Origin of the sequence: Streptomyces sp. NPDC038707 (assembly GCF_040636485.1) — a bacterium.
In the GTDB taxonomy this organism is placed as follows: Bacteria; Actinomycetota; Actinomycetes; order Streptomycetales; family Streptomycetaceae; genus Streptomyces.
In genome coordinates this window covers 70,669-92,745 of record NZ_JBEZUP010000002.1, presented here as the reverse complement: position 1 = coordinate 92,745, position 22,077 = coordinate 70,669, and the positions used below count along the sequence as shown (strand labels likewise).

At 73.5% G+C, this 22,077-nt stretch carries 23 protein-coding genes, 2 tRNA genes and 1 other RNA gene; 9 read left to right on the top strand and 17 right to left on the bottom strand.

What is annotated here, in order from left to right; translation table 11 throughout:
* Positions 1 to 12: 12 nt before the first annotated feature.
* The 3 genes from AB0E62_RS03025 to AB0E62_RS03015 form a co-directional block, all read right to left on the bottom strand.
* A complete protein-coding gene (locus tag AB0E62_RS03025) occupies positions 13 to 834 on the bottom strand; it encodes a YceI family protein (RefSeq protein ID WP_362187159.1) in 822 nt (273 codons plus the stop codon).
* A 103-nt stretch (positions 835 to 937) separates the two neighbouring features.
* Entirely contained in the window at positions 938 to 3,475 is a 2,538-nt protein-coding gene (locus AB0E62_RS03020; RefSeq protein ID WP_362187156.1) for an MFS transporter, read from the bottom strand.
* A 13-nt stretch (positions 3,476 to 3,488) separates the two neighbouring features.
* A complete protein-coding gene (locus AB0E62_RS03015; RefSeq protein WP_030618503.1) occupies positions 3,489 to 3,983 on the bottom strand; it encodes a MarR family transcriptional regulator in 495 nt (164 codons plus the stop codon).
* Positions 3,984 to 4,188: 205 nt separating this feature from the next.
* On the opposite strand from AB0E62_RS03015, the gene AB0E62_RS03010 reads away from it, so the two are divergent.
* A complete protein-coding gene (locus AB0E62_RS03010; protein ID WP_362187153.1) occupies positions 4,189 to 4,383 on the top strand; it encodes a hypothetical protein in 195 nt (64 codons plus the stop codon).
* 452 nt (positions 4,384 to 4,835) lie between these two features.
* On the opposite strand, the gene AB0E62_RS03005 is transcribed toward AB0E62_RS03010, so the two are convergent.
* The 8 genes from AB0E62_RS03005 to AB0E62_RS02970 all read right to left on the bottom strand — a co-directional run bounded on the left by AB0E62_RS03005 (position 4,836) and on the right by AB0E62_RS02970 (position 9,565).
* Positions 4,836 to 5,795, bottom strand: a complete 960-nt coding sequence (locus AB0E62_RS03005; protein WP_362187150.1) for an RNA polymerase sigma factor SigF — start codon at positions 5,793 to 5,795, stop codon at positions 4,836 to 4,838.
* Between the two features lie 369 nt (positions 5,796 to 6,164).
* Entirely contained in the window at positions 6,165 to 7,001 is an 837-nt protein-coding gene (locus AB0E62_RS03000; protein ID WP_362188076.1) for an RNA polymerase sigma factor SigF, read from the bottom strand.
* Between the two features lie 184 nt (positions 7,002 to 7,185).
* Positions 7,186 to 7,479, bottom strand: coding sequence for a Dabb family protein (locus tag AB0E62_RS02995; RefSeq protein ID WP_362187147.1), 294 nt, complete (start codon positions 7,477 to 7,479; stop codon positions 7,186 to 7,188).
* 9 nt (positions 7,480 to 7,488) lie between these two features.
* The gene (locus tag AB0E62_RS02990) at positions 7,489 to 7,668 is read right to left on the bottom strand and encodes a hypothetical protein (RefSeq protein ID WP_362187144.1); all 180 of its coding nucleotides are present in this window, start codon (positions 7,666 to 7,668) and stop codon (positions 7,489 to 7,491) included.
* A gap of 156 nt (positions 7,669 to 7,824) precedes the next feature.
* Positions 7,825 to 7,909: transfer RNA gene (locus AB0E62_RS02985), tRNA-Ser, on the bottom strand.
* A 68-nt stretch (positions 7,910 to 7,977) separates the two neighbouring features.
* Positions 7,978 to 8,439: a tRNA adenosine(34) deaminase TadA gene (tadA, locus tag AB0E62_RS02980; protein WP_362187142.1), complete on the bottom strand. Its 462-nt coding sequence runs from the start codon at positions 8,437 to 8,439 to the stop codon at positions 7,978 to 7,980.
* An 89-nt stretch (positions 8,440 to 8,528) separates the two neighbouring features.
* Positions 8,529 to 9,062: a hypothetical protein gene (locus AB0E62_RS02975; protein WP_362188073.1), complete on the bottom strand. Its 534-nt coding sequence runs from the start codon at positions 9,060 to 9,062 to the stop codon at positions 8,529 to 8,531.
* Between the two features lie 302 nt (positions 9,063 to 9,364).
* Positions 9,365 to 9,565 (bottom strand): hypothetical protein, encoded by a 201-nt coding sequence (locus AB0E62_RS02970; RefSeq protein WP_362187139.1) that lies wholly within the window; start codon positions 9,563 to 9,565, stop codon positions 9,365 to 9,367.
* Between the two features lie 80 nt (positions 9,566 to 9,645).
* Here AB0E62_RS02970 and upp point away from each other — a divergent pair, with 80 nt between their 5' ends.
* The gene (gene upp / locus AB0E62_RS02965; RefSeq protein WP_030786066.1) at positions 9,646 to 10,281 is read left to right on the top strand and encodes a uracil phosphoribosyltransferase; all 636 of its coding nucleotides are present in this window, start codon (positions 9,646 to 9,648) and stop codon (positions 10,279 to 10,281) included.
* A gap of 94 nt (positions 10,282 to 10,375) precedes the next feature.
* On the opposite strand, the gene AB0E62_RS02960 is transcribed toward upp, so the two are convergent.
* The 5 genes from AB0E62_RS02960 to AB0E62_RS02940 form a co-directional block, all read right to left on the bottom strand.
* Positions 10,376 to 11,020 (bottom strand): LytR C-terminal domain-containing protein, encoded by a 645-nt coding sequence (locus tag AB0E62_RS02960; RefSeq protein WP_362187136.1) that lies wholly within the window; start codon positions 11,018 to 11,020, stop codon positions 10,376 to 10,378.
* Between the two features lie 97 nt (positions 11,021 to 11,117).
* A complete protein-coding gene (locus tag AB0E62_RS02955) occupies positions 11,118 to 11,414 on the bottom strand; it encodes a type II toxin-antitoxin system VapB family antitoxin (RefSeq protein WP_004943146.1) in 297 nt (98 codons plus the stop codon).
* A gap of 325 nt (positions 11,415 to 11,739) precedes the next feature.
* Entirely contained in the window at positions 11,740 to 12,435 is a 696-nt protein-coding gene (locus AB0E62_RS02950; protein WP_362187134.1) for an HdeD family acid-resistance protein, read from the bottom strand.
* Between the two features lie 109 nt (positions 12,436 to 12,544).
* A complete protein-coding gene (locus AB0E62_RS02945) occupies positions 12,545 to 13,144 on the bottom strand; it encodes an HhH-GPD-type base excision DNA repair protein (protein WP_362187132.1) in 600 nt (199 codons plus the stop codon).
* A gap of 37 nt (positions 13,145 to 13,181) precedes the next feature.
* A complete protein-coding gene (locus tag AB0E62_RS02940) occupies positions 13,182 to 13,925 on the bottom strand; it encodes a siderophore-interacting protein (RefSeq protein ID WP_362187129.1) in 744 nt (247 codons plus the stop codon).
* 81 nt (positions 13,926 to 14,006) lie between these two features.
* Between AB0E62_RS02940 and AB0E62_RS02935 the strand changes: the two genes are divergently transcribed.
* From AB0E62_RS02935 to AB0E62_RS02915, 5 genes are read left to right on the top strand one after another with little or no spacing between them, the layout of a single operon-like run.
* The gene (locus tag AB0E62_RS02935; RefSeq protein WP_362187126.1) at positions 14,007 to 16,949 is read left to right on the top strand and encodes a GNAT family N-acetyltransferase; all 2,943 of its coding nucleotides are present in this window, start codon (positions 14,007 to 14,009) and stop codon (positions 16,947 to 16,949) included.
* A complete protein-coding gene (locus tag AB0E62_RS02930; protein ID WP_362187124.1) occupies positions 16,946 to 17,422 on the top strand; it encodes a cupin domain-containing protein in 477 nt (158 codons plus the stop codon). Before AB0E62_RS02935 ends, AB0E62_RS02930 begins: the two co-directional genes overlap by 4 nt.
* Complete coding sequence (locus tag AB0E62_RS02925; RefSeq protein ID WP_362187121.1) at positions 17,419 to 18,198, top strand: SDR family NAD(P)-dependent oxidoreductase; 780 nt, start codon at positions 17,419 to 17,421, stop codon at positions 18,196 to 18,198. The genes AB0E62_RS02930 and AB0E62_RS02925 overlap by 4 nt, the downstream gene beginning before the upstream one ends.
* A gap of 45 nt (positions 18,199 to 18,243) precedes the next feature.
* Positions 18,244 to 18,519: a hypothetical protein gene (locus AB0E62_RS02920; protein ID WP_362187118.1), complete on the top strand. Its 276-nt coding sequence runs from the start codon at positions 18,244 to 18,246 to the stop codon at positions 18,517 to 18,519.
* Complete coding sequence (locus tag AB0E62_RS02915; RefSeq protein ID WP_362187115.1) at positions 18,516 to 19,175, top strand: hypothetical protein; 660 nt, start codon at positions 18,516 to 18,518, stop codon at positions 19,173 to 19,175. The genes AB0E62_RS02920 and AB0E62_RS02915 overlap by 4 nt, the downstream gene beginning before the upstream one ends.
* A gap of 74 nt (positions 19,176 to 19,249) precedes the next feature.
* Here the strand turns inward: AB0E62_RS02915 and AB0E62_RS02910 are convergent.
* Positions 19,250 to 19,337, bottom strand: a tRNA-Ser gene (locus AB0E62_RS02910).
* 119 nt (positions 19,338 to 19,456) lie between these two features.
* Between AB0E62_RS02910 and ffs the strand changes: the two genes are divergently transcribed.
* Both ffs and AB0E62_RS02900 read left to right on the top strand, forming a co-directional pair.
* Positions 19,457 to 19,555, top strand: an RNA gene (gene ffs, locus AB0E62_RS02905) — signal recognition particle sRNA small type.
* Positions 19,556 to 19,621: 66 nt separating this feature from the next.
* The gene (locus AB0E62_RS02900; RefSeq protein WP_362187112.1) at positions 19,622 to 21,910 is read left to right on the top strand and encodes a DNA polymerase III subunit gamma and tau; all 2,289 of its coding nucleotides are present in this window, start codon (positions 19,622 to 19,624) and stop codon (positions 21,908 to 21,910) included.
* Positions 21,911 to 22,077: the final 167 nt, after the last annotated feature.

Here is a 22,077-nt window from a genome sequence, read left to right as displayed (position 1 = left end):
ACCCTGCCGTGCCTACGCCTGGGGGAGCGAGTCGCCCTGGACGGCCTGGATGTCCAGCTCCACCTTCAGGGTGGTGCCGATGGCGGCGATGCCCGCCTGGAGGACCTGGTTGTAGTTCATCGCGAAGTCCTCGCGGCGCAGTTCGGCGGTGGCCCGGAACGCGGCGCGGGTGCCGCCCCAGGGGTCGGCGCCGGTGCCGAGGTAGGCGAGGTCCAGGTCCACCGGCCGTACGACGCCGTGCAGGGACAGCTCGCCGTGGACCGTCCAGCGGTCGGAGCCGGCCTGGGACAGACCCGTCGAGCGGTAGGTGATCTCCGGGTGCCGTTCGACGTCCAGGAAGTCGGCGGAGCGCAGGTGCGTGTCGCGCATGCCGTTGCCGGTGTCGATGGAGGCCGCCCGGATCACCGCCTCCACCCGGGACTTGCCGATGTCGTCGGGGGCGATCTCGATGGTGCCGCCGAACTCCGTGAACCGGCCGTGCACGCTGGAGATGCCCAGGTGCTGGGCGACCGCGGCGACGGAGGAGTGCGCCGGGTCGATGGTCCAGGGTCCGGGCGGCGGCAGCTCGGTGCCGCCCTGCCGGGCCAGCGTGACCGTGCCGACCTCGGCCCGGCCGCTCGCGGTGACGATCGCGGAGGAGGCCGCGGGCGCGTATCCGACGGCCGTCACGATCACGGTGTACGCCCCCGGCGCCAGCTCGGTCGTGTCCCGTACGGCTCCCTCGTGGTCCGCCTCGGCGCGCAGCACCTGCGTACCGGTCATGTCGGTCACCGTGACGACCGCGTGCGACACGGCCCACCCGTCCCGCGTACGGATCTTCGCGGTCAGTCCCATCCCGTTTCTCCCTGAAAAAGGCTCAAAAACTGCTCGTACGAGACCGGCCCGCGGCGCGCGCGCCCTCCGCTCAGGGCGCGCGCCGCCACGGGCCGGGGTGTGCCTACTCGCCGGGGTGGGCGAGTTCGATGTCGTGGCCGTCCACACCGGGGCCGGTCACGGTCAGCGCGGTGGCCACCGGCGGGTAGCCGGTCGCGATGACGGTGTACTCGCCGCCGTCCAGGTCGGTGAAGGCGTACGCCCCGTCCGTCCCGGTGGTGGCGGTGCCGACCACGTTGCCCGCCTGGTCGACCAGGGTGACCCGGGCGTCGGCCAGCGGGCCGTGCGGGGCCCGGACGACACCCTGGAGCCGGGCGCCGGCGTCCAGGTCGACCTCGATCCGGGTGACGCCGGTGGCGCCGACCTCGACCGGCAGGGCGCGCGGACGGTACCCGCTCGCGTTGACCGCGACGGTCACGATGCCGGGCACCAGCTCGGTGAGGGCGAAGTCGCCCTGCTCCCCGGTGGCGGTGGTGGCCAGCAGGTCACCGCGCACATCGGTGACGATCACCATCGCGTCCTTGACCGGCAGCGCGCTCCCGGCGGCCCGGACCACACCGGTCAGCCCGCTGGTGCCGCTGAGCAGGATGTCGTACGCCACCGGCTCCTCGCCCACCACGATGGTGGAGGCCTGCGGCTGGTAGCCGTCGGCGGAGGCGATCAGGACGTAGCTGCCGGTGCCCGGGGCGTTCAGCGCGTAGGAGCCGTCGGCCTGGGCGACCGAGCGGCCCAGCTGGCGGCCGGACAGCGAGATCAGGGTGACCGCGGCCTGCGGGACCGGGGCGCTCTCGGCGCCGCGGACGAAGCCGTGCACCGGGGTGCCGCCGTGGCCGGTGCCGGGTTCGGCGACCGTGGCGACGGCCGCCATGGGCCGGGTGTCGGCGGCGGTGCCGTCGGAGGCGGCCGGGGTTGCCTGGGTGACCGCGGCCGGGACCGGGGCGGGAGCCGCGGCGGCCTGGGCGGCGGTCGCGGCCTGGGCGGCGGCCGTGGCCTCGGCCGGGGTGTCGCCGTCGGCGGACTGCGCGAGCGCGCCCTTGGTCTTCAGCGGGACCTCCTTGATGAACAGCGTGATCAGGAAGGCGACGGCGGCGAGGCAGCCGGCGATCATGAAGACGTCGGCGATGCCGTGGCCGTAGGCGCTCTCCATCAGCGTCCGGATGGGCGCCGGGAGCTTGTCCATGTCCGGGATGCTGTCGGTCGAGCCGGAGCTGCCGGCCAGCGCGGCCTGGGACTTCGGGTCGAGCGCGGAGACGCCGTCCTGGACGTAGTGGGTGATCCGGCGGGACATCACGGCACCGAGCGCGGAGACGCCGACCGCACCGCCGAGGGAGCGGAAGAAGGTGACCGTGGAGCTGGCCGAGCCGAGGTCGGAGGGCGCCACCTGGTTCTGCGTGGCGAGCACCAGGTTCTGCATCATCATGCCGATGCCGAGACCCAGCAGGGCCATGAAGATGGCCATCTTCCAGTAGTCCGTGTCGTACCGGATGCCGCCGAGCAGCAGCAGTCCGGCCGTGACCAGCACGCCACCGCTGACCAGCCAGGCCTTCCAGCGGCCGGTGCGGGTGATGAACTGACCCGAGACGGTCGAGGAGACGAACAGACCGCCGATCATCGGGATGGTCATGACGCCCGACATGGTCGGGGACTTGTCGCGGGCCAGCTGGAAGTACTGGCTGAAGAACACGGTGCCGGTGAACATCGCGATACCGACGAACAGCGAGGCGAGCGACGCCAGGGTGATCGTGCGGTTCCTGAACAGGCGCAGCGGGATGATCGGCTCGCTCGCCTTGGCCTCCACCAGCACGAACAGCGCGCCCAGGACGATCGAACCGCCGACCATCGCGTAGGTCTGCCAGGACAGCCAGTCGTACTTGTCACCGGCGAAGGTGACCCACACCAGCAGCAGGGAGACGGCGGCGGCGATCACGGTCGCACCGAGCCAGTCGACCTTTACCTGGCGCTTGACCACGGGCAGGTGCAGGGTCTTCTGCAGCACGATCAGCGCGATGATCGCGAAGGGCACACCGACGTAGAAGCACCAGCGCCAGCCGAGCCACGAGGTGTCGGTGATGACACCGCCGAGCAGCGGGCCGCCGACGGTGGCGACGGCGAAGGTGGCGCCGAGGTAGCCGGAGTAGCGGCCGCGCTCACGCGGGGAGATCATCGCCGCCATGACGATCTGCGCCAGGGCGGACAGACCGCCGACGCCGATGCCCTGGAACACCCGGAAGGTGATCAGCATGCCCGGGTTCTGCGACAGGCCGGCCGCCATGGAGGCGACCACGTAGATGACGAGGGCTATCTGGACGAGAGCCTTCTTGCTGTACAGGTCGGCGAGCTTGCCCCACAGGGGAGTGGCCGCGGTCATCGACAGCAGGGCGGCGGTGACCACCCAGGTGTAGGCGGACTGGCCGCCGCCGAGGTCTCCGATGATGTGCGGCAGGGCGTTGGAGACGATCGTGGACGACAGGATCGCCACGAACATGCCGAGCAGCAGCCCGGACAGGGCCTCCATGATCTGCCGGTGCGTCATCGGGGCGTCGCCTGGGCCTCCCCCGTGCTTGGCGTGGGCCCGCACACCGGCTGGTGTGGTCGTTGCCATGGGCTTCCTTTACTTACGTGCTTGCGGGTGTACGGGTGGTCTCTTCGACTACGGGGGCGGGGAGCCGGACCGGGGCGGACCGGCAGTCGCCGAACGAGTCGCGCAGGCGCGTCATCAGCCGGATCAGCTGGCCGACCTCGTCGTCGGTCCAGTCCGCCAGCCGTTCGGCGAGCAGGTGCGTGGTCCGCCGGGACAGCTCGTCGAGCTGCTCCAGACCCTCCGGGGTCAGCCGCAGGATGCGCGACCGCTTGTCCGCCGGGTCCGGGAGCCGCTCGATCCAGCCGCGTGCCGCCACGTGCGCGACGTGCCGGCTGGTGACCGACATGTCCACGGCGAGCAGTTCCGCGAGCTTGCTCATGCGCATGTCGCCGTGGCGGCCGAGCAGGGTCAGCACGGCGGCCGAGCCTGCCGGGCAGTCGGGCGGCAGGATCCGCCCCATGTCCCGTTTCACGGCTCCGACGGCACTGAGCTGACGCGCCAGCTCCTCAAACTGCGCCCGCTCGGCCATCACACCTCCCGTATTCGTTGCTTGGGGCAACCATAGGACTGTTTGGTTGCTGAAGGCAAACAATCATGGGGGTGGCAGCGCAAAAACTTGGCAAAGGCAAGTATTGCGAACGTAAATGTGCAGGTGGCTGCGGGTGGGGTGCCCCCGTCTGTCCCGAAGGCCCCGCACTTGGGCCGGTCACCTGGATTCGCTAGGGTCTCGGGGCATGGCTAACACCCAGGGCCCCCAGGGCAATTACGACCCCGCAGGCAGCACCCAGATGTTCCGCGCCTTCGTCGACGAGGCGCCCCAGGGGCGGCAGCAGCAGGCGGCCTCCTCCGGCCCCCGGGTCGGTCTCATCGTCGGCGTCATCGTGGCGCTCGTCGTGGTGGCCGGCGTCGCCTGGCTGGCGCTGAAGTAGGGGCCGGCCCGCAAGGGGGCCGGATCACCGGTCCCCGACGCACCGCGGGACCGCCGTGGCGGCGCGGTGACGGCGCCGTCCTCGTACGCCCGTCCCGCGCGCCGGTCCGCGCGTGACCGGCCGCGTCCTCCGTGCGCGCCGGTGAGCCGGCCGTGTGCGTGCGGGGTCTCCCCCTTCGCGCGTCCCGTCCGCCGCGGGCCCGTACAGCGGCACCAGCGGCACCAGCCTCACCGGATCCGTCGGTGTCACCGCCGTCGGCCCCTCCGCCCACGCCGGCCGCGGTGCGACCGCCTCCCGGCCACCACCGCCCACCGGACGACGACGGCCGCCGGGGCCGCCGTCATGGCGAGCCCGGCGGCCGTGTGTACATGCCGTCGTGCGCGGTACCCGGTACGCCGCGTCCCCACGAGGGGGCTGACGGACCGTCGAACGGGAAACGGGGGCGGACGGCCTCAGTCCGAGATCAGACCCTCGCGCAGCTGGGCCAGGGTCCGGGTCAGCAGCCGGGAGACGTGCATCTGGGAGATGCCGACCTCCTCGCCGATCTGCGACTGGGTCATGTTGGCGAAGAAGCGCAGCATGATGATCCGGCGCTCTCTGGGCGGGAGTTTGGCCAGCAGGGGCTTGAGGGACTCGCGGTACTCCACGCCCTCCAGGGCCGTGTCCTCGTATCCGAGCCGGTCGGCCAGGGAACCCTCGCCGCCGTCGTCCTCGGGGGCCGGGGAGTCGAGGGAGGAGGCGGTGTAGGCGTTGCCGACCGCCAGGCCGTCGACCACGTCCTCCTCGGAGACCCCGAGCACGGCGGCGAGTTCGGTGACCGTGGGCGAGCGGTCCAGCTTCTGGGACAGCTCGTCGCTGGCCTTGGTCAGGGCCAGGCGCAGCTCCTGGAGCCGCCGCGGCACCCGCACGGACCACGAGGTGTCCCGGAAGAACCGCTTGATCTCGCCGACCACGGTGGGCATCGCGAACGTCGGGAACTCCACGCCCCGCTCGCAGTCGAACCGGTCGATCGCCTTGATCAGGCCGATGGTGCCGACCTGGACGATGTCCTCCATCGGTTCGTTGCGGGAGCGGAAGCGGGCCGCCGCGTACCGCACCAGCGGGAGGTTCAGCTCGATCAGGGTGTCCCGGACGTAGGCCCGCTCGGGGCTGTCCTGCTCCAGCGCGGCCAGGCGCAGGAACAGCGACCGGGACAGGGTGCGGGTGTCGATGCTGCCCGCGGCCTGGGGAGCCGGGAGCGTTTCGGCGGACGGGCCGACGGCCTGGGCGGGCACGGTGTCGAGGGCCGGCACGGCGTCGAGGGCCGTGACGCCGTCGAAGCCGTCGAGGACGTCGAGAGCGTCGAGCTCCTTGGGCGCTGCCTCGCTCGTCGTGGGCGTCAGCACCTTCGAGCTGCCCTGGTCTGCGGACATGCCACCCCCTTTGGGTCGCGGGACGGTCGCGGCGGCGCCGTCTTCGAGCAACGCAGCCTTCACCTGAATACCGGAGCCGGAGCCACGGCAAACGCGCTTCCCGCAGAATGTCACATGTCGGCAACGCTCTGTACCGACATGTCGACATGCGAGGGGCGAATCAGCCCTGCAGGGAAGGGGTCTGACGGGGTTTCGGGCCCTGTCTGTCGGCATCCGCCCTGGTGAGCGATTCGCTCGCGACGGTTACCGATCGATCGGGTTTGCGATGCAGTGCCGTCCGGGGCGTGCTTCCGTGCGCCCGCCATGCATCGGGCGAACACCCGGCGCGCTCCGGTCCGGTGTGGTGGGGGAGTGCGTACCGTTCGTGGGTTACGCGTCGATGCGGTTCGCGGAGCGCAGCCGCTGGAAGCTGCGCGCGAGCAGCCGGGACACGTGCATCTGGGAGACGCCGAGCTCGGCGCTGATCTGGGACTGGGTGAGGTTGCTGTAGTAGCGCAGCAGCAGGATGCGCTGTTCCCGCTCGGGGAGCTGGACGAGGAGATGGCGGACCAGGTCGCGGTGCTCGACGCCGTCCAGGGCCGGGTCCTCGTAGCCGATCCGGTCCAGCAGTCCGGGCAGTCCGTCGCCCTCCTGGGCGGCCTCCAGCGAGGTGGCGTGGTAGGAACGTCCGGCCTCGATGCAGCTGAGCACCTCCTCCTCGCTGATCCGCAGCCGGTCGGCGATCTCGGCGGTGGTCGGCGAGCGGCCGTAGAGCGTGGTCAGGTCCTCGGTCGCGCTGTTGACCTGCACCCACAGTTCGTGCAGCCGGCGCGGGACGTGGACGGTGCGGACGTTGTCCCGGAAGTAGCGCTTGATCTCGCCGACCACGGTGGGCATGGCGAAGGTCGGGAACTGCACGCCCCGGTCCGGGTCGAACCGGTCGATGGCGTTGATCAGGCCGATGGTGCCGACCTGGATGACGTCCTCCATCGGCTCGTTGCGGGAGCGGAAGCGGGCGGCGGCATAGCGTACGAGCGGGAGGTTCGCCTCGATCAGCGCCCCGCGCACCCGGTTGTGCTCCGGCGTGCCGGGGGTCAGCTGCTTCAGTTCGGAGAAGAGCACCTGGGTCAGGGCGCGGGTGTCCGCGCCGCGCCGCTTTCCGGGGGCCGACGGGGTCGGGGCCGCCGCCTCGTCCTGAGGGGGCGCAGTACTGGCCGACACGGTCAACGCCACCTCTTCGTCCGTCAATCATCCGTCAAAAGCGGTCATAGCATCACAAGACATGTGCACGGTGCGCAAGCACCCGATAACACCGTGTTGTCGCCCGGTAACGACAAGTTGACCGGCGGGAGCCCATGCGAAAGCCCCCCGCCGGAATCGGACCGGCGGGGGGCTTTCGGGGCCGCGGGGCTCAGAACTCGTAGTCGGCGATCACCCAGGTGGCGAACTCGCGCCAGTGCGCGGCGGCCGCCTGGTGGGCCGGGTGCTCCAGGTAGCGCTTGAGGGCGTCGGTGTCCTCGACGGCCGAGTTGATCGCGAAGTCATAGGCGATCGGCCGGTCGGTGATGTTCCAGGCGCACTCCCAGGACCGCAGCTCCTCGATCTGCCCTTCCAGGGCCCGGAAGGCCTCGACACCTGCCACGACCCGCGGATCGTCGCGCCCGACACCGTCGTTGAGCCGGAAGAGGACCAGATGGCGGATCATGGGGGTACCTCAGCTCTTTCCTCCGTTGGCGGCCCAGGTCATGAAGTCCCCGATGGCCCCGGCCGCGTCCGATATGCCCTCGAAGCCTATCTGGACGTAGTCGGCCGCCTTGGCCGGGTCCGTGATGATCACGTACAGCACGAAGACCACCACGACGTACAGGGCGATCTTCTTGATGTTCACCGCCACCACGGCCTCCCCTGTGCCAGGCCCCGAGGCCCCCTGTTGCCGGCCGCGAGTGTAACGTCCGGACCCCGCGCACCGGGCCGGCAGCCCGCCGCCGCCCGCCCGTTGTGATCCGGAACACGCGAAAGGCCCCGCCTGTCGACGGGGCCCCTCGGTGAGCGGTAGCGGAGGGATTTGAACCCTCGGTGACTTGCGCCACACTCGCTTTCGAGGCGAGCTCCTTCGGCCGCTCGGACACGCTACCGAGGGAGACCTTACAGCACGGTCCGGCGTGGTCAGAAATCGGTGGGCCTCAGCGGTCGGTGGTCCCGCTCAGCGGTCCCGGAAGAACTCGGTGAGCGGCCGGGCGCACTCGGCCGCGAGGACGCCCTCGATCACCTCCGGGCGGTGGTTGAGCCGCCGGTCGCGGATGACGTCCCACAGGGAGCCGGCCGCGCCCGCCTTGTCGTCCCGGGCGCCGTAGACCACCCGGTCCACCCGGGACTGGACGAGCGCGCCGGCGCACATCGTGCAGGGCTCCAGGGTCACCACGAGCGTGCAGCCGGCCAGCCGCCACTCGCGCGCCCGCCGCCCGGCGTCCGCCGCCCCGTTCAGGGTGGCCGCCGCCCGGCGGAGGGCGAGGATCTCCGCGTGGGCCGTGGGATCGCCGGTGGCCTCACGCTCGTTGTGCCCGGTGCCGAGCACCGTCGTACCGTCCGGGGACAGCACGACGGCGCCGACGGGGACGTCGCCGCCCCGGGCGGCCAGTCGGGCCTGGTCCAGGGCGAGCCGCATCGCCGCCCGCCAGCGGTCCCGGACCGGGTCCGGAGTGCCCTGCGGACTCCGTGCCGGGTCCGGGCTGTCCTGCGGGTTCCGTGCCGTGGTCAGCGGACGGTCTCCAGCACCTCCGAGGCACCCAGCGCCTCGGCGATCGTGCCCAGCGCGTCGTCGGCGTCCAGGGACCGCAGCTCCTTCTCGCTGATGCCCAGGTCGTCGAGGATGCCGCTGTCGCCCACCGGGCTGTGCGACACCGCGTCGGCGGTGACGCTCTCCTCCTCGTCGTCGTCCTCGGACTCGCCGTCCTCGGTGCCGTCGAGGTCCAGGGCGTCCAGGTCCGGGCCGTCGTCCGTGCCGGGCTCCCGGCCGAGCAGCTCGTCGGTGAGCAGCAGCTCCCCGTACGCGCTGCGGCGGGCGGCGGCGGCGTCCGAGACGTAGATGCGCGGGTCGTCCTCACCGTCCACGCGGACGACACCGAACCAGGAGTCCTCCTGTTCGATCAGGACGAGCACCGTGTCCTCGTCGGGAGAGGCTTCCCGGGCCAGGTCGGCCAGATCCGACAGGGTCTCCACATCGTCGAGCTCTGTGTCGCTCGCTTCCCACCCGTCTTCGGTGCGCGCGAGCAGTGCGGCGAAGTACACCGTGACTCTCCCACTGGTCATAGGCGTGCCGGTTGGGGGTCCCCCCGGCGGAGGTACTTGGGCGGAGAGAGCTGGGCTCCGAGCCCCACCCACTCGGAATCGTGGCAGAAACAAGGCGTTCAGGGGACGTCTTCGGCTCCCTGTGTCCGGCTGTTTCGATCGTGGATCCGTGATCGGCCCAGCAGCGCGCTCATTGCCGCCACCTGCGGATCGTACGCGGCTTTTCCCCGCGCTCCCGCACGGCCGCCTCTCCAACACCGGTGCGGGCGCCGCTCGTCCGCCCCGGTCACGGCCCCGCGGGACTACCAGCGGAACGTGCTCATCCGCAGCGCCTGGCGGAGCCGGGCGACCTTGGTGCGCCGGGGCCGCACCCGGGCGCGCAGTTCCCGGGCCTCGGCGAGATCGCGCAGGAACCGGGCGCGCCGCCTGCGGCGTTCGGCGTCGGTCTCGGTCTCGTTCGTCCCGGGCGGGTCAGGCAGGTCGGACACGTCACACCACCCCATTCCGTCCTTCCCACTTTCCCCCGGACGGCCGGTTTGACGCCAGCGTGAGGGCGGCCGGGGGCGCAGGTACCGTTAGGAGCATGCGTCTCCATGTCGTCGACCACCCCCTGGTCGCTCACAAGCTCACCACGCTGCGCGACCAGCGCACCGACTCCGCGACCTTCCGGCGCCTCGCCGACGAGCTGGTCACCCTGCTCGCCTACGAGGCCACGCGGGACGTGCGCACCGAGGCCGTCGACATCCAGACACCGGTCGCCCGCACCACGGGGGTGAAGCTGGCCCGGCCGCGTCCGCTGGTGGTGCCGATCCTGCGGGCCGGTCTCGGCATGCTGGACGGCATGGTCCGGCTGCTGCCGACCGCCGAGGTGGGCTTCCTGGGCATGATCCGCAACGAGGAGACGCTGGAGGCGTCCACGTACGCCTCGCGGATGCCGGAGGACCTGTCGGGCCGCCAGGTGTACGTGCTGGACCCGATGCTGGCCACGGGCGGCACCCTGGTCGCGGCGATCCGGGAGCTGATCAAGCGCGGTGCGGACGATGTGACGGCCGTGGTGCTGCTGGCCTCCCCCGAGGGGGTCGCGGTGGTGGAGCGCGAGCTGGCGGGTACGCCGGTGACCGTGGTCACGGCGGCGGTCGACGACCACCTGAACGAGCAGGGGTACATCGTGCCGGGGCTCGGCGACGCGGGGGACCGGCTGTACGGGTCCGCGGAGTAGTCCGTTCGCCTGGTGAGCGGCGCCGGGGGCGGTTCGCGGGTGCGGGCGGTCCGTGACCGGCCGCGCCGCTGCCCGCGCCCCTTGGGCGCGTTGTTCAGCAGGCCTTCCGTACGGGGGCGGTGCCCGGGGCCGTCAGCGTCGTCACGGCCTTGTCGGCCGTCTGCCGGCGGGCCAGGGACCCGAAGGCGTCCCCGATGATCAGGTCCAGGTCGGCGCCCTCGCGGGCGACGGCGCGCAGGTCGGCGCCGGTGAGCTGGGTGGCGAGCACCCGCAGCGAGGTGTCCTGGGCGGCGGGGGAGCCGAGCAGCAGAGCGGTGCCCTTGACCTTCTTGTCGTACGCCTTGGCCGCGTTGCCCACCTTGCCGATCCGGAAGCCGCGCCGGCGCAGTTCGTCCGCGGTCTTCTTGGCGAGTCCGCTGCGCGGGGTGGCGTTGTAGACGTTCACGGTGATCCGGCCGGGCGCGGGCAGGGACTCCGCCCGGGCGGCGGGGGCCTGGCCGGTCCCGGCGGCCTCGGCGCGGCAGTCCGTCGTACGGCCGGCCGCCGCGGGGGTGCCGCTGCCGCCGGTGAAGACGTCGATGAGCTGCACGGTGCCCCAGCCGAGCAGGCCCAGTACGGCGACGGAGGCCACCGCCGCGGCGACGAGCCTGCCGCGCCGGCGGGCCGGACGCATGCGGGGGTACTTGTCCCCCGTGATCCGGTACTGGCCGCCCATGCCTGGGGGAGTCAGCATGCTCATGTGCGCAGCGTAGTGCGCCCGGGCGGCGATGCCTATCAGATGATCAGCCGATGGCGGTCAGTGGAACCCGAAAGGGGCAACGGCCGTGTCGGCCGGGTCAGTCGAGTTCGAGCACGCGCGCGTGCAGCACCTGGCGCTGCTGGAGGGCGGCACGGACGGCGCGGTGCAGTCCGTCCTCCAGATACAGGTCGCCCTGCCACTTCACGACGTGCGCGAAGAGGTCGCCGTAGAACGTCGAGTCCTCCGCGAGCAGGGTCTCCAGATCGAGCTGCTGCTTGGTGGTCACGAGCTGATCGAGGCGGACCGGGCGCGGCGCGACGTCCGCCCACTGCCGGGTGCTCTCCCGGCCGTGGTCGGGGTACGGCCGGCCGTTTCCGATGCGCTTGAAGATCACACGGAAAGCCTACCGGCCCAGACGTTCCGGGCGCAGCCATGGCGGCCCGGTGTGACGCCGGAAAAGACGGAGGGAGGACAGGTGAAAGACCGCTTAAAGCGGTCATACGGTCCGTTATGGGAACAAGGGGCGGAGCCGCCGGGGACGGGTGACGGCGGCCTCCGGGCCCCCATCGGCTGCCCGGAGGCCGCGGCGTAGTGCACAGGCTGTGAGCCGGGGTCGTGCACAGGCTGTGGACCGTGAGCCGGTGTACGAGAGGCTGGGCGCGGCCCGGCCCCGGGCGGAGCGCGCGTTCACGCATCCCGTGGGCGCGGCGGGCGGTGGTTCACACGGTCCGTGGCACGCGGCGGGCCCGGCCGCGCAGGCGCAGCGCGGTGAGGATCTCCACGACACCCACCGCCACCAGCCAGATCCCGCCGACGAGAGTGAGCACCGCGACCGACGCGAACGGCGAGTCGATGAGCACGATCCCGGCGGCGAAGGTGAGGACGCCGAGCAGGATCTGCCAGCCCCGGGCCGGCGTCCGGGGGTCGTGCGCGGCGGCCAGGACCTGGGTGATCCCCCGGAACAGCCAGCCGATGCCGATCCACAGGGCGAGCAGCAGGAGCGACCGCATGGGCCCGCGGAAGCAGAGCAGCCCGAGCAGGATCGACAGCGCGCCGCTGATGAAGGCCAGCACCCGCAGCGAGGTCGCCTGGTGGGTGCCGAAGGCGGAGACCAGCTGGAGGACCCCGCTGTAGAGCAGGTACAGGCCGAAGAGGACGCCGACGGCGAGCAGGGAGGCGCCCGGCCAGGCCAGCACCAGGACGCCCAGCACCAGGGAGCCGAGCCCGGTGAGCAGGACGGTCTGCCAGGCGGCCCGGGAAAGGAGGTGCAGCGGGCCCTCGAACGGCGGTTCCGGTTCCGGACGGCCGCGGGCCGGGTCCGCCGCCGGGTGTCCCCGGGCCGGTTCCGCCGCGTGGACGTGCCGGTCGTCGTACTCACGGTCTCCGGCGGGGCCGCCGCCCGGTGCCTCGGTCATGCTCCATGCTGGGATCGGGCGGGGGACGGCGGCCACCGGGGTGGGCCGGACGGGGGACCGGGCGGGGGATCGGACGGGGGACCGGGGCCGCGGACCCGGGGACTTCTGCCTATTTCTTCTTCCCGGCCGCCTCGGCCGCCTTGGCCGCCGCCTTCATCTCCTGTTTGTGGGCGCGCACCTTGGCCAGCGACTCCGGACCGGTGATGTCGGCGACGGAGCGGAAGGAGTCCGGTTCGCCGTAGACGCCTGCGGCCTCCCGCCAGCCCTCCGGCGCGACCCCGAGCCGCTTGCCGAGCAGGGCCAGGAAGATCCGCGCCTTCTGCTTGCCGAACCCCGGCAGGTCCTCCAGCCGGCGCAGCAGCTCCGGCCCGCTGCCGGCGTCCCGCCAGACCGCCTCCGCGTCCCCGTCGTAGTGCTCGACGAGGTACTGGCACAGCTGCTGGATCCGCTTCGCCATCGAGCCCGGGTAGCGGTGCACCGCGGGCTTGCCGGACAGCAGCGCGGTGAAGGCCTCCGGGTCCATCGCGGCGATCTCGTGGGCGTCCAGGTCGTCGGTGCCGAGCCGGTCGGCGATGGTCCGGGGCCCCTTGAACGCCCACTCCATCGGAATCTGCTGGTCCAGCAGCATCCCGGTCAGCGCGGCGAGCGGGGAGCGCCCGAGCAGCGCGTCGGCCGCGGGGTCCTGGGCGAGGTGCAGGGTGACGTCCATGCGTCGATGATCCCGCGCCCCCGCCCGCCCCGCCCGCTCAGTCCGCACCCAGGGCCGCGGGCTCCGCGCGCCAGTACCCGAGCGCGTGCACCCGCTGTTTCGGCACGCCCAGTTCCTTGCGCACGTAAGCCGCGAGGGTACGGGTGGTCGCGGTGTCGCAGGCGATCCAGACGTACGGGTGCGGGGTGCCGGCGAGGACGGAGGGCAGCTCGGCGCGCACCCGGTCCACCAGATGGGCGCCCGCGTCCCGGCGGGGCACCGGCCGGATCTCGTGCCGGCCGGGCTCGGTCCGGCAGGGCAGGCCCGCCGGGTCGCCCTCGAACCAGACGGTCGCCGGTACCGGACCCAGGGCGCCGAGGAGGGAGTTGACGGCGGGCAGCGAGGCCGGGTCGCCGATCGCGGCGAGGTGGGACGGCACGGGGTCGGGGTCCTGGAAGCCGGTGCCCTGGACGGTGGCCTCGACGGTGTCGCCGGGCCGCGCGGTCCGGGCCCAGTCGGAGGCCACGCCCGCGTGCAGGGCGAACTCGAGGCCGAAGGTCCCGGTGGCCGGGTCGGGGTCGACCAGGGTGTAGGCCCGCTGGTGCGGCCGGCCGTGGCCGGAGAACCACAGCCGGACCCACATCGTCGGGTGGACGCCGGTCGCGGCGAGCAGCCCGCCGTCGCTCAGCCGCAGCCGCCGGTAGTGCGGGGTCACGTCCTCCGCCTCGAGGACGGTCAGTACGAAGTCCTTGGCGCGCAGCAGTCGTAGGACCGCGCCCTCCCAGCCTCGCCCCTGTCCCATGCCCCCTCCATCGTTCGCGTACGATTCCGCCACAGAAAAAACTTAGGCAAGGCTAACCTAAAATTCCCTAGGGGGTCCCTCGTGGCCATCGAGATCTACCGCGACGCCTGGGGCGTCCCCCACCTGCGCGCGTCCGACACCCGTGAACTCGCCCGCGCCCAGGGCCTGGTGACCGCGCACGACCGGGCTTGGCAACTGGAGGTCGAGCGGCACCGGGCGCAGGGCACGTCCGCGTCCTTCCTCGGCGCCGAGGCCGTGTCCTGGGACGTCTTCGCCCGCCGGGCCAGACTGGCGGACACCGCCCGGCGCTGCTTCACCGCGCTGGAGCGCCGGGACCCCGAGACGGCCGACTGGGTACGGGCGTACGTCGCCGGCGTCAACGAGGGCCTGGCCGAAGGCGCCCGCCGCGCCCCCGAGTTCGCCCGCGCCGCGCTGACCCCGGGCCGCTGGGAGCCCTGGACGCCCCTCGCGGTCTGGCTCGGCACGCACATCCTGTTCGCCGGGTTCCCCGCCAAACTCTGGCGCGAGCAGGCGATACGGCACCTCGGCCCGGAGGCCGTCGGCCTGTTCGCCACCGACGGGACGGGCACCGCGGGCAGCAACGGCTGGCTGGTCACCGGCGAACGCACCGCCACCGGGCGGGCGCTGCTCGCCGGCGATCCGCACCGGTTCATCGAGGATCCCGGTGTCTACCAGCAGATCCGTCTCGCCTGCCCCGAGTTCGACGTCGTCGGCCTGGCCGTCCCCGGTGTGCCCGGCATCCCGCACTTCGGCCACACCGGCACGGTCGCCTGGGCCATCACCAACGCCATGGCCGACTACCAGGACCTCTACCGCGAACGGCTCCGCCGCACCGGCGCGGGCGTCGAAGCCCTCGGCCCGGACGGCACCTGGCGTCGCGTCACCCGCCACACGGAGACCGTCCACATCGCCTCCGCACCGCCCCTGGAGCTAGAGCTGATCGAGACACCCCGGGGACCGGTGATAGCCGGAGCCCCGGAGGGGCTGGGCGCCGATGCGGTACGGGCGGACTCCGTGCGGCCTCCGCAGGGGCCGGCGGGGTCCGGGCGGGGCTCGGCGGGGCCGGGGCCGGGCGGGGACCGGGGACCGGCGGGTGCGGAGGCCGGGCGGGAACCGGGGAGGCCGGGGGAGAAGCCGCCGCACGCGTCCGCGGCCGTCGGCGGGGACGAGCGGCCGGGGCCACCCGCGGCCGGGGACGACAGCCGCCCGGGTGACGCGCGCGGGCAGGAGATCCCGGGCGACGGCGGAGTCGGGGCGCTCGCCTTGCGCTACCCGCCGCGCGTCACGGAAGACCTCGGCTTCAGCGCCCTCCTCCCCCTCCTCCGCGCCCGCACCGTCACCGACGTCGACCGCGCCCTGGACGCCTGGACCGAGCCGGTCAACGTCGTCCAGGCCGCCGACACCGCCGGCGGCACCCTGCACCGCGTCGCCGGAAAGGTCCCCCTGCGCGCCGAGGCCAACCGCCACCACCCGGTGCCCGCCTGGCACCCCGGCCACGACTGGCACGGCACGCACGAGACGCCGTACGCCGACCCGCCCACCACCGACGGCATCGCGGTGATGGCCAACGCCCGCGGTCTCGCCACCCCCCTCGGCGTCGAGTTCGCCCCGCCCCACCGCGCCGCCCGCATCGCCGCCCTGCTCGACACCCGCCACACCTGGACGGCCGACGACATGGCCGCGATCCACACCGACACCCACCTCGGCTCGGCCGCCCCGCTGCTGGCCCGCCTCACCGATCTGACCGGCCTCAGCCCCGCCGCCGCGGCCCTCCGCGACCGGCTGCTCGACTGGGACCGCCGGATGGACGCGGACAGCACCGACGCGGCGGCGTTCGCGGCGCTGCGCCACGCCGTCGTACGGCGGCTCGCCGCGCACCCCGTCTTCGCCCCGCTCGCCGAGCCCCCGGCCTGCCCGGACGTCCTGCGCCCCTGGCTGGCCCTCGTCCCCCGCATCGGCCTCGCCCTCGAACATCTCCTGGAGGCGAAGGAGCTGTACGGCATCGACCGCGCGGAGACCGTCCGCGCGGCCCTCGAAGAGGTCGCCGCCGCACCCCCCGCCCGCCCCTGGTCCGCCACCCACCGCTTGGCCCCCTGGCGGGCGCTGCCCGGGCAGCCGGCCGCCGGCGCCGACGAGCCGGGTCTCGGCGGCGACCACGACTGCGTGCTGTGCACCTCGGCCGTCCCCGGCGTCACCGACCGCGCCGCCCGCGGTCCGGCCGCCCGCTACGTCTGGGACCTGGCCGACCGGGAGGACAGCCGCTGGGTGGTGCCCTTCGGCGCCGACGGCGTCCCCGGCAGCCCCCACCACCACGACCAGCTCCCCCTGTGGCTCCGGGGCGAACTCGCCCCGGTGGTCACCGACTGGGCCCGGCTCACCCCCGAGCGGACCCTCCCCGACACCCCGAGGAACCCGATGAACGACCTGCACGTCCAGCACATCGACGGCTACGGCACCGTCCGCATCCGCCCCGTCGACCCGGAGGGCGACGCGGAGCTGATCCACGCCTGGGTGAGCGACGAACGCGCCGTGTTCTGGGGCATGAACGGCCTCACCAGGGACCAGGTCGCCGAGGTCTACGCCCACCTGGCCACCCTCGACACCCACCACGCCCACCTGGTCACCAAGGACGGCGAACCGGCCGCGCTCCTCCAGACCTACGAGCCGTCCGCCGACCGGGTCGGCGAGTGCTACGACGTCCGCCCCGGCGACCTCGGCGTCCACCTCCTCCTCGCCCCCGCCGGCCCCGACGGCCCGCACCCCGGCTGGACGTCCGGGCTGCTGAAGGCGATGACGACGTACGTGCTGCGGGTCCTGGACCGCCCGCGCATCGTGATCGACCCGGACGTGCGCAACGCCAAGGCGATCGCCCGCTTCGAACGCCAGGGCTTCACCCGCGGCCCGGCCGTCGTCCTGCCCGAGGTCGACCTGCCCGACGTGCACCTGCCCGAGAAGCACGCCCAACTCGCGTTCCTGGAGCGAGCGGTAGCCTTCCCCGGGTGACGACGCCCGCAGAGCTGACCGCCCGTTACGGCCTCGAACCCATCCCCCGCGAAGGCGGCCTGTTCCGGCGTACCTGGGCCGGGCCCGAACGCCCGGACGGCCGCCCCGAGGGGTCGGCCATCGTGGCCCTGCTCACCGCCGACGACTTCTCCGCCCTGCACCGCCTGCCGTTCGCCGAGACCTGGCACTTCTACCTCGGCGACCCCCTCCAGCTGCTCCTCCTCGCCCCCGACGGCACCACCCGGCACCCCGTCCTGGGCCCGGACCCCGGCGCGGGCCAGCACCTCCAGCTGACCGTGCCGGCCCGCACCTGGATGGGCGCGCGGGTCGTGGCCGGCGGCGCGTGGACCTTCTTCGGCTGCACGATGGCCCCCGGATTCACCTACGCGGACTACGAACACGGGAACCCGGACGACCTCACGGCGCGTTACCCGGCCGAGGCCGCCCTGATCACGGAACTGTGCCGCCCATGACCGCACCCCCGTCCACGCGCCTGCTCGACGGACAGACCGCGCTGGTGACCGGCGCGGGCGGCGGCATCGGCCGCGCCATCGCCCTGCGCTTCGCGGAGCACGGCGCGGCGGTCGCCGTGCACTGCCGTACCGCCCTCACCGCCGCCACCGAGATCGCCGGCCGGATCCGGGCGGCGGGCGGCAGGGCGGTCGTGCTCCAGGCCGACCTGACCGACGAGACCGCCTGCCGGCGTTTGGTCGAGGAGACGACGGCCTGGTCCGGCGGACACCTCACCGCGCTCGTCAACAACGCGGCCGTCCAGCCCGTCCAGCCGCTCCCGGAGCTGACGGCAGAGGACTGGCGCACGGTCGTCGACACCAACCTCACCAGCGTCTTCGCCTGCACCCAGGCCGCCGCCGCCCATATGCGCGCCCACGGCGGCGGCACCATCACCCACATCGCCTCCATCGAGGCCGCCCACCCGGCCCCCGGCCACGCCCACTACGGCGCGGCCAAGGCGGCGGTGGTCATGCACGCCCGCGCGGCGGCCCTGGAGTACGGCCCCGACGGCATCCGGGTCAACACGGTCTCGCCCGGCCTGATCGACCGGCCCGGCCTGGCCGGGTCCTGGCCGGACGGCGTGCGCCGCTGGCTCGCCGCCGCCCCGGCCGGGCGCCTGGGCCGCCCCGAGGACGTGGCCGACGCCTGCGCCTTCCTCGCCTCCCCGCTCGCCTCCTGGATCACCGGCCACGACCTGGTGGTGGACGGCGGGGTGACCTCCCGCCCGACCTGGTGAGCACACGAGGGGCCGGACAAACGCCAGAGGGCCGCACCAGCTGACGTGGCCCGGCCCCACCGGAACAGCCGGCGCCGGCAGGCCCTGCGGCAGTTCCGGGGGAACGGCGGCGAACCGGCCGTCGTCCCGGTGGAGGTGAGGCTGCCCGACGGCTTCTGCTTCAGCAAGGACATCAACGAGGTCTCCGTCGACTACCGGGCGAACGTCCGGGACCGCTGCAACTGGGACGAGGGCAAGGGTGCCAACGTGGGACCGTTGAAGATCCCCGACGGCCGGATGGCCAAGCCGCACAGGTCACCCGGGAGGGCGGCCGTCCGATGAACGACGCCCACGGCACCACAGGCGGCCACCGCCGGACGCGCGCCGCCGGGGCGGCCCTCGGCACGCTGGCCCTCCTGGGCGCCCTGACGGCGACAGGCTGCTCCGCACCCGACTCCGGTACCGGCCCGGCCGGTGACCGCGCCGCCGGGCGGACCGCGGACGACAGGTGGGTCGAGGGCGTCACGCCGGGGTGGATGAGCGGGCACATGGGCGTCGACATCCCGGCGGCGGCCCAGGACGCGCGGGCCGGCTATCAGGTGACCCCCCGCTTCGACACCGGTGTGCTCACCTTCACCCTGACCAGATCCCGGGCACGGGCCTTCCCGGCCGCCTGTGCGCCGGCCGGTGAGCTGCTGGAGCCCACGGCCGCCGTGACCGACGTGCGGACCCACGACTTCGGACACCTGGGCGTGCCGGAACCGGAGACGTTCAAGAAGGGCATGCGCTACGGCTCCCTCTGCCCCGGCGCCGACCCCGGGCCCACCGCGAGCCCGGACCCGCTCGCCGACCCGAACGGCACCTCGGACACCGGCTGCGTCAGCCTCTACGCCCACGACTACGCCCCGGACCGCACCCGCATCTACCTCCGCGACCACTACGAGCCGGGCATCAGCCCCCTCCCGCCAACCCCACCCGCTTCCTCCCCGACCCGCTGACCCCTCCCCACGGGCCCTCTCGGACGGACATACGCCGAAGGGCCGGACCGCTGCTGCGGTCCGGCCCTTCGGGCTGGCGGAGGATACGAGATTCGAACTCGTGAGGGGTTGCCCCCAACACGCTTTCCAAGCGTGCGCCCTAGGCCTCTAGGCGAATCCTCCGCCGAGAACATTACATGACCGAGGGGAGTGCTCGCGAACCCGTTCCCGCAGGCCGTCCCCGGGTACGGACGGCGGGCCGACCGGGTTCGGACCGCGGGCCGTCATCGGGTACTGTGGGGCACAGCCCCTCACGCGGCGCTATCTGACTGAACTCCCCCAGGGCCGGAAGGCAGCAAGGGTAGGTCGGCTCTGGCGGGTGCGTGGGGGGCGCTTGCGTTCCCGGGGCCGGGGTCCGGAACCGCGGGCGGGGCCCGTTGTCAGTGCGCCCCATTAACCTCGTATGCGTGTCGTCTCTCGCGCTGTACCGCCGCTATCGCCCGGAGACCTTTGCCGAGGTCATCGGGCAGGAGCATGTCACCGACCCGCTGCAGCAGGCGCTGCGGAACAACCGGGTCAATCACGCGTACCTGTTCAGCGGCCCCCGCGGATGCGGCAAGACGACCAGCGCGCGCATCCTCGCCCGCTGTCTGAACTGTGAGCAGGGTCCCACGCCGACCCCCTGCGGGGAGTGCCAGTCGTGCCGTGACCTCGCCCGGAACGGACCGGGGTCCATCGACGTCATCGAGATCGACGCGGCCTCTCACGGTGGTGTGGACGACGCCCGTGAGCTGCGCGAGAAGGCCTTCTTCGGCCCCGCGGGCAGCCGCTACAAGATCTACATCATCGACGAGGCCCACATGGTCACGTCGGCCGGCTTCAACGCGCTGCTGAAGGTCGTCGAGGAGCCGCCGGAGCACCTGAAGTTCATCTTCGCGACCACCGAGCCCGAGAAGGTCATCGGGACCATCCGGTCGCGCACCCACCACTACCCGTTCCGGCTCGTCCCCCCCGGCACCCTGCGCGAGTACCTGGGCGAGGTGTGCCAGAAGGAGGACATCCCGGTCGAGGACGGCGTGCTGCCGCTCGTCGTGCGCGCCGGCGCCGGTTCCGTGCGTGACTCCATGTCCGTGATGGACCAGCTCCTCGCCGGCGCCGGCGAGGACGGTGTGACGTACGCCATGGCGACCTCCCTCCTCGGGTACACCGACGGCTCCCTGCTCGACTCCGTCGTGGAGGCCTTCGCCACCGGTGACGGGGCCGCCGCCTTCGAGGTCGTCGACCGGGTCATCGAGGGCGGCAACGACCCGCGCCGCTTCGTCGCCGACCTGCTGGAGCGGCTGCGCGACCTGGTGATCCTCGCCGCCGTGCCGGACGCCGTGGAGAAGGGCCTCATCGACGCCCCGGCCGACGTGCTGGAGCGGATGCAGGCCCAGGCCGAGACGTTCGGCGCCGCCGAGCTGAGCCGCGCCGCCGACCTGGTCAACGAGGGCCTGACCGAGATGCGCGGCGCCACCTCGCCCCGCCTCCAGCTGGAACTGATCTGCGCCCGCGTCCTGCTCCCGGCCGCCTACGGCGACGAGCGTTCCCTCATGGCCCGCCTCGACCGCCTGGAGCGCGGCATCGGCTTCTCGGGCGGGGGCGGCGCGCCCGCCATGGGCTACGTCCCGGGGCCGGAGGCCCACGGCGGTGCCGCCGCGGGCGCCGCCGCGGGCGCGCTGCCGCCCGGCGGGGGGCCCGCCGCGGCCCGCGCGGCCGTCCGGTCCGGGGGCGGTCCGGCTGGGCCGAGCGCGGGTGCCGGCGTTCCCGCCGGGCCGGGAGTCGTGGGTGGTCCGGCGGGTCCCGGTGGGCCGGTCGAGCCCGCGGCGCCTGTCGTGGCGGCGCCTGCTCCTGCTCCTGCCCCTGCTCCTGCGCCCGCCCCTGCCCCCGCCGCGCCGGAAGCACCGGCCCCGGCGGCCCCGGTACCCGCGGCCCAGCCCCCGGCCGCCCCCGCCCCCGCCGGTGCCTGGCCCACCGCCGCTCCCGCCGGCAGTGGCCGGCGTCCCGGTGGCTGGCCCACGGCCGCCGCGCCGGCGAGCGGGCAGGGAAGCCAGGGACAGGCCCCGGGCCGGCCGCAGCAGCCCGGGCGGCCGGCACCCGCGCCCGCGCCCGCGCCGCAGGCCCCGGCGCCCGCTCCCACCGGAGGCCTCGACCCCCGTGCGCTCTGGCCGAACATCCTGGAGGCCGTCAAGAACCGCCGCCGCTTCACCTGGATCCTGCTCAGCCAGAACGCCCAGGTGACCGGCTTCGACGGCACCACGCTCCAGCTCGGCTTCGTGAACGCCGGCGCCCGGGACAACTTCGCGGGCAGCGGCAGCGAGGACGTGCTGCGGCAGGCGCTGGCCGAGCAGTTCAACGTGCAGTGGAAGATCGAGGCGGTCGTCGACCCGTCCGGCGGCGGTGCCCCGCAGGCCCCGGCCGGCGGAGGCGGCGGCTACGGCGGCACCCCCGCCGGTGGCTACGGCGCCCCGGCCGCGCCTCGCCCGGCGGCTCCCCAGACCTCCGCGCAGGCCCCGGCCCGGCCCACCGCTCCGGCCTCGTCCGGGCCCGTACCGGCGGCGCAGCCGGCCCCCGCCCCCGAGCCGCCGCCCGTCGCCCCCGAGGACGACATCCCCGAGGACGACGACCCGGATCTGGACGAGTCCGCTCTCTCCGGCCACGAGCTGATCGTGCGCGAGCTGGGCGCGACGGTCGTGGAGGAGTTCTCCAACGAGTAGCCCGCGGGGGCCGTGCGGCCCGCCGCCGATGCAGCGAGGACCACGGCTGACCGTCCACACCCAGGCCGGGAACCTTGCAGCCGGCTGCCGGGAACCCACTCCCGGCCCTCTTTGGACGAAGCTCCGACAAACCCGGCCCCCGGACTTCGGCGACCTTGCCATTAGGC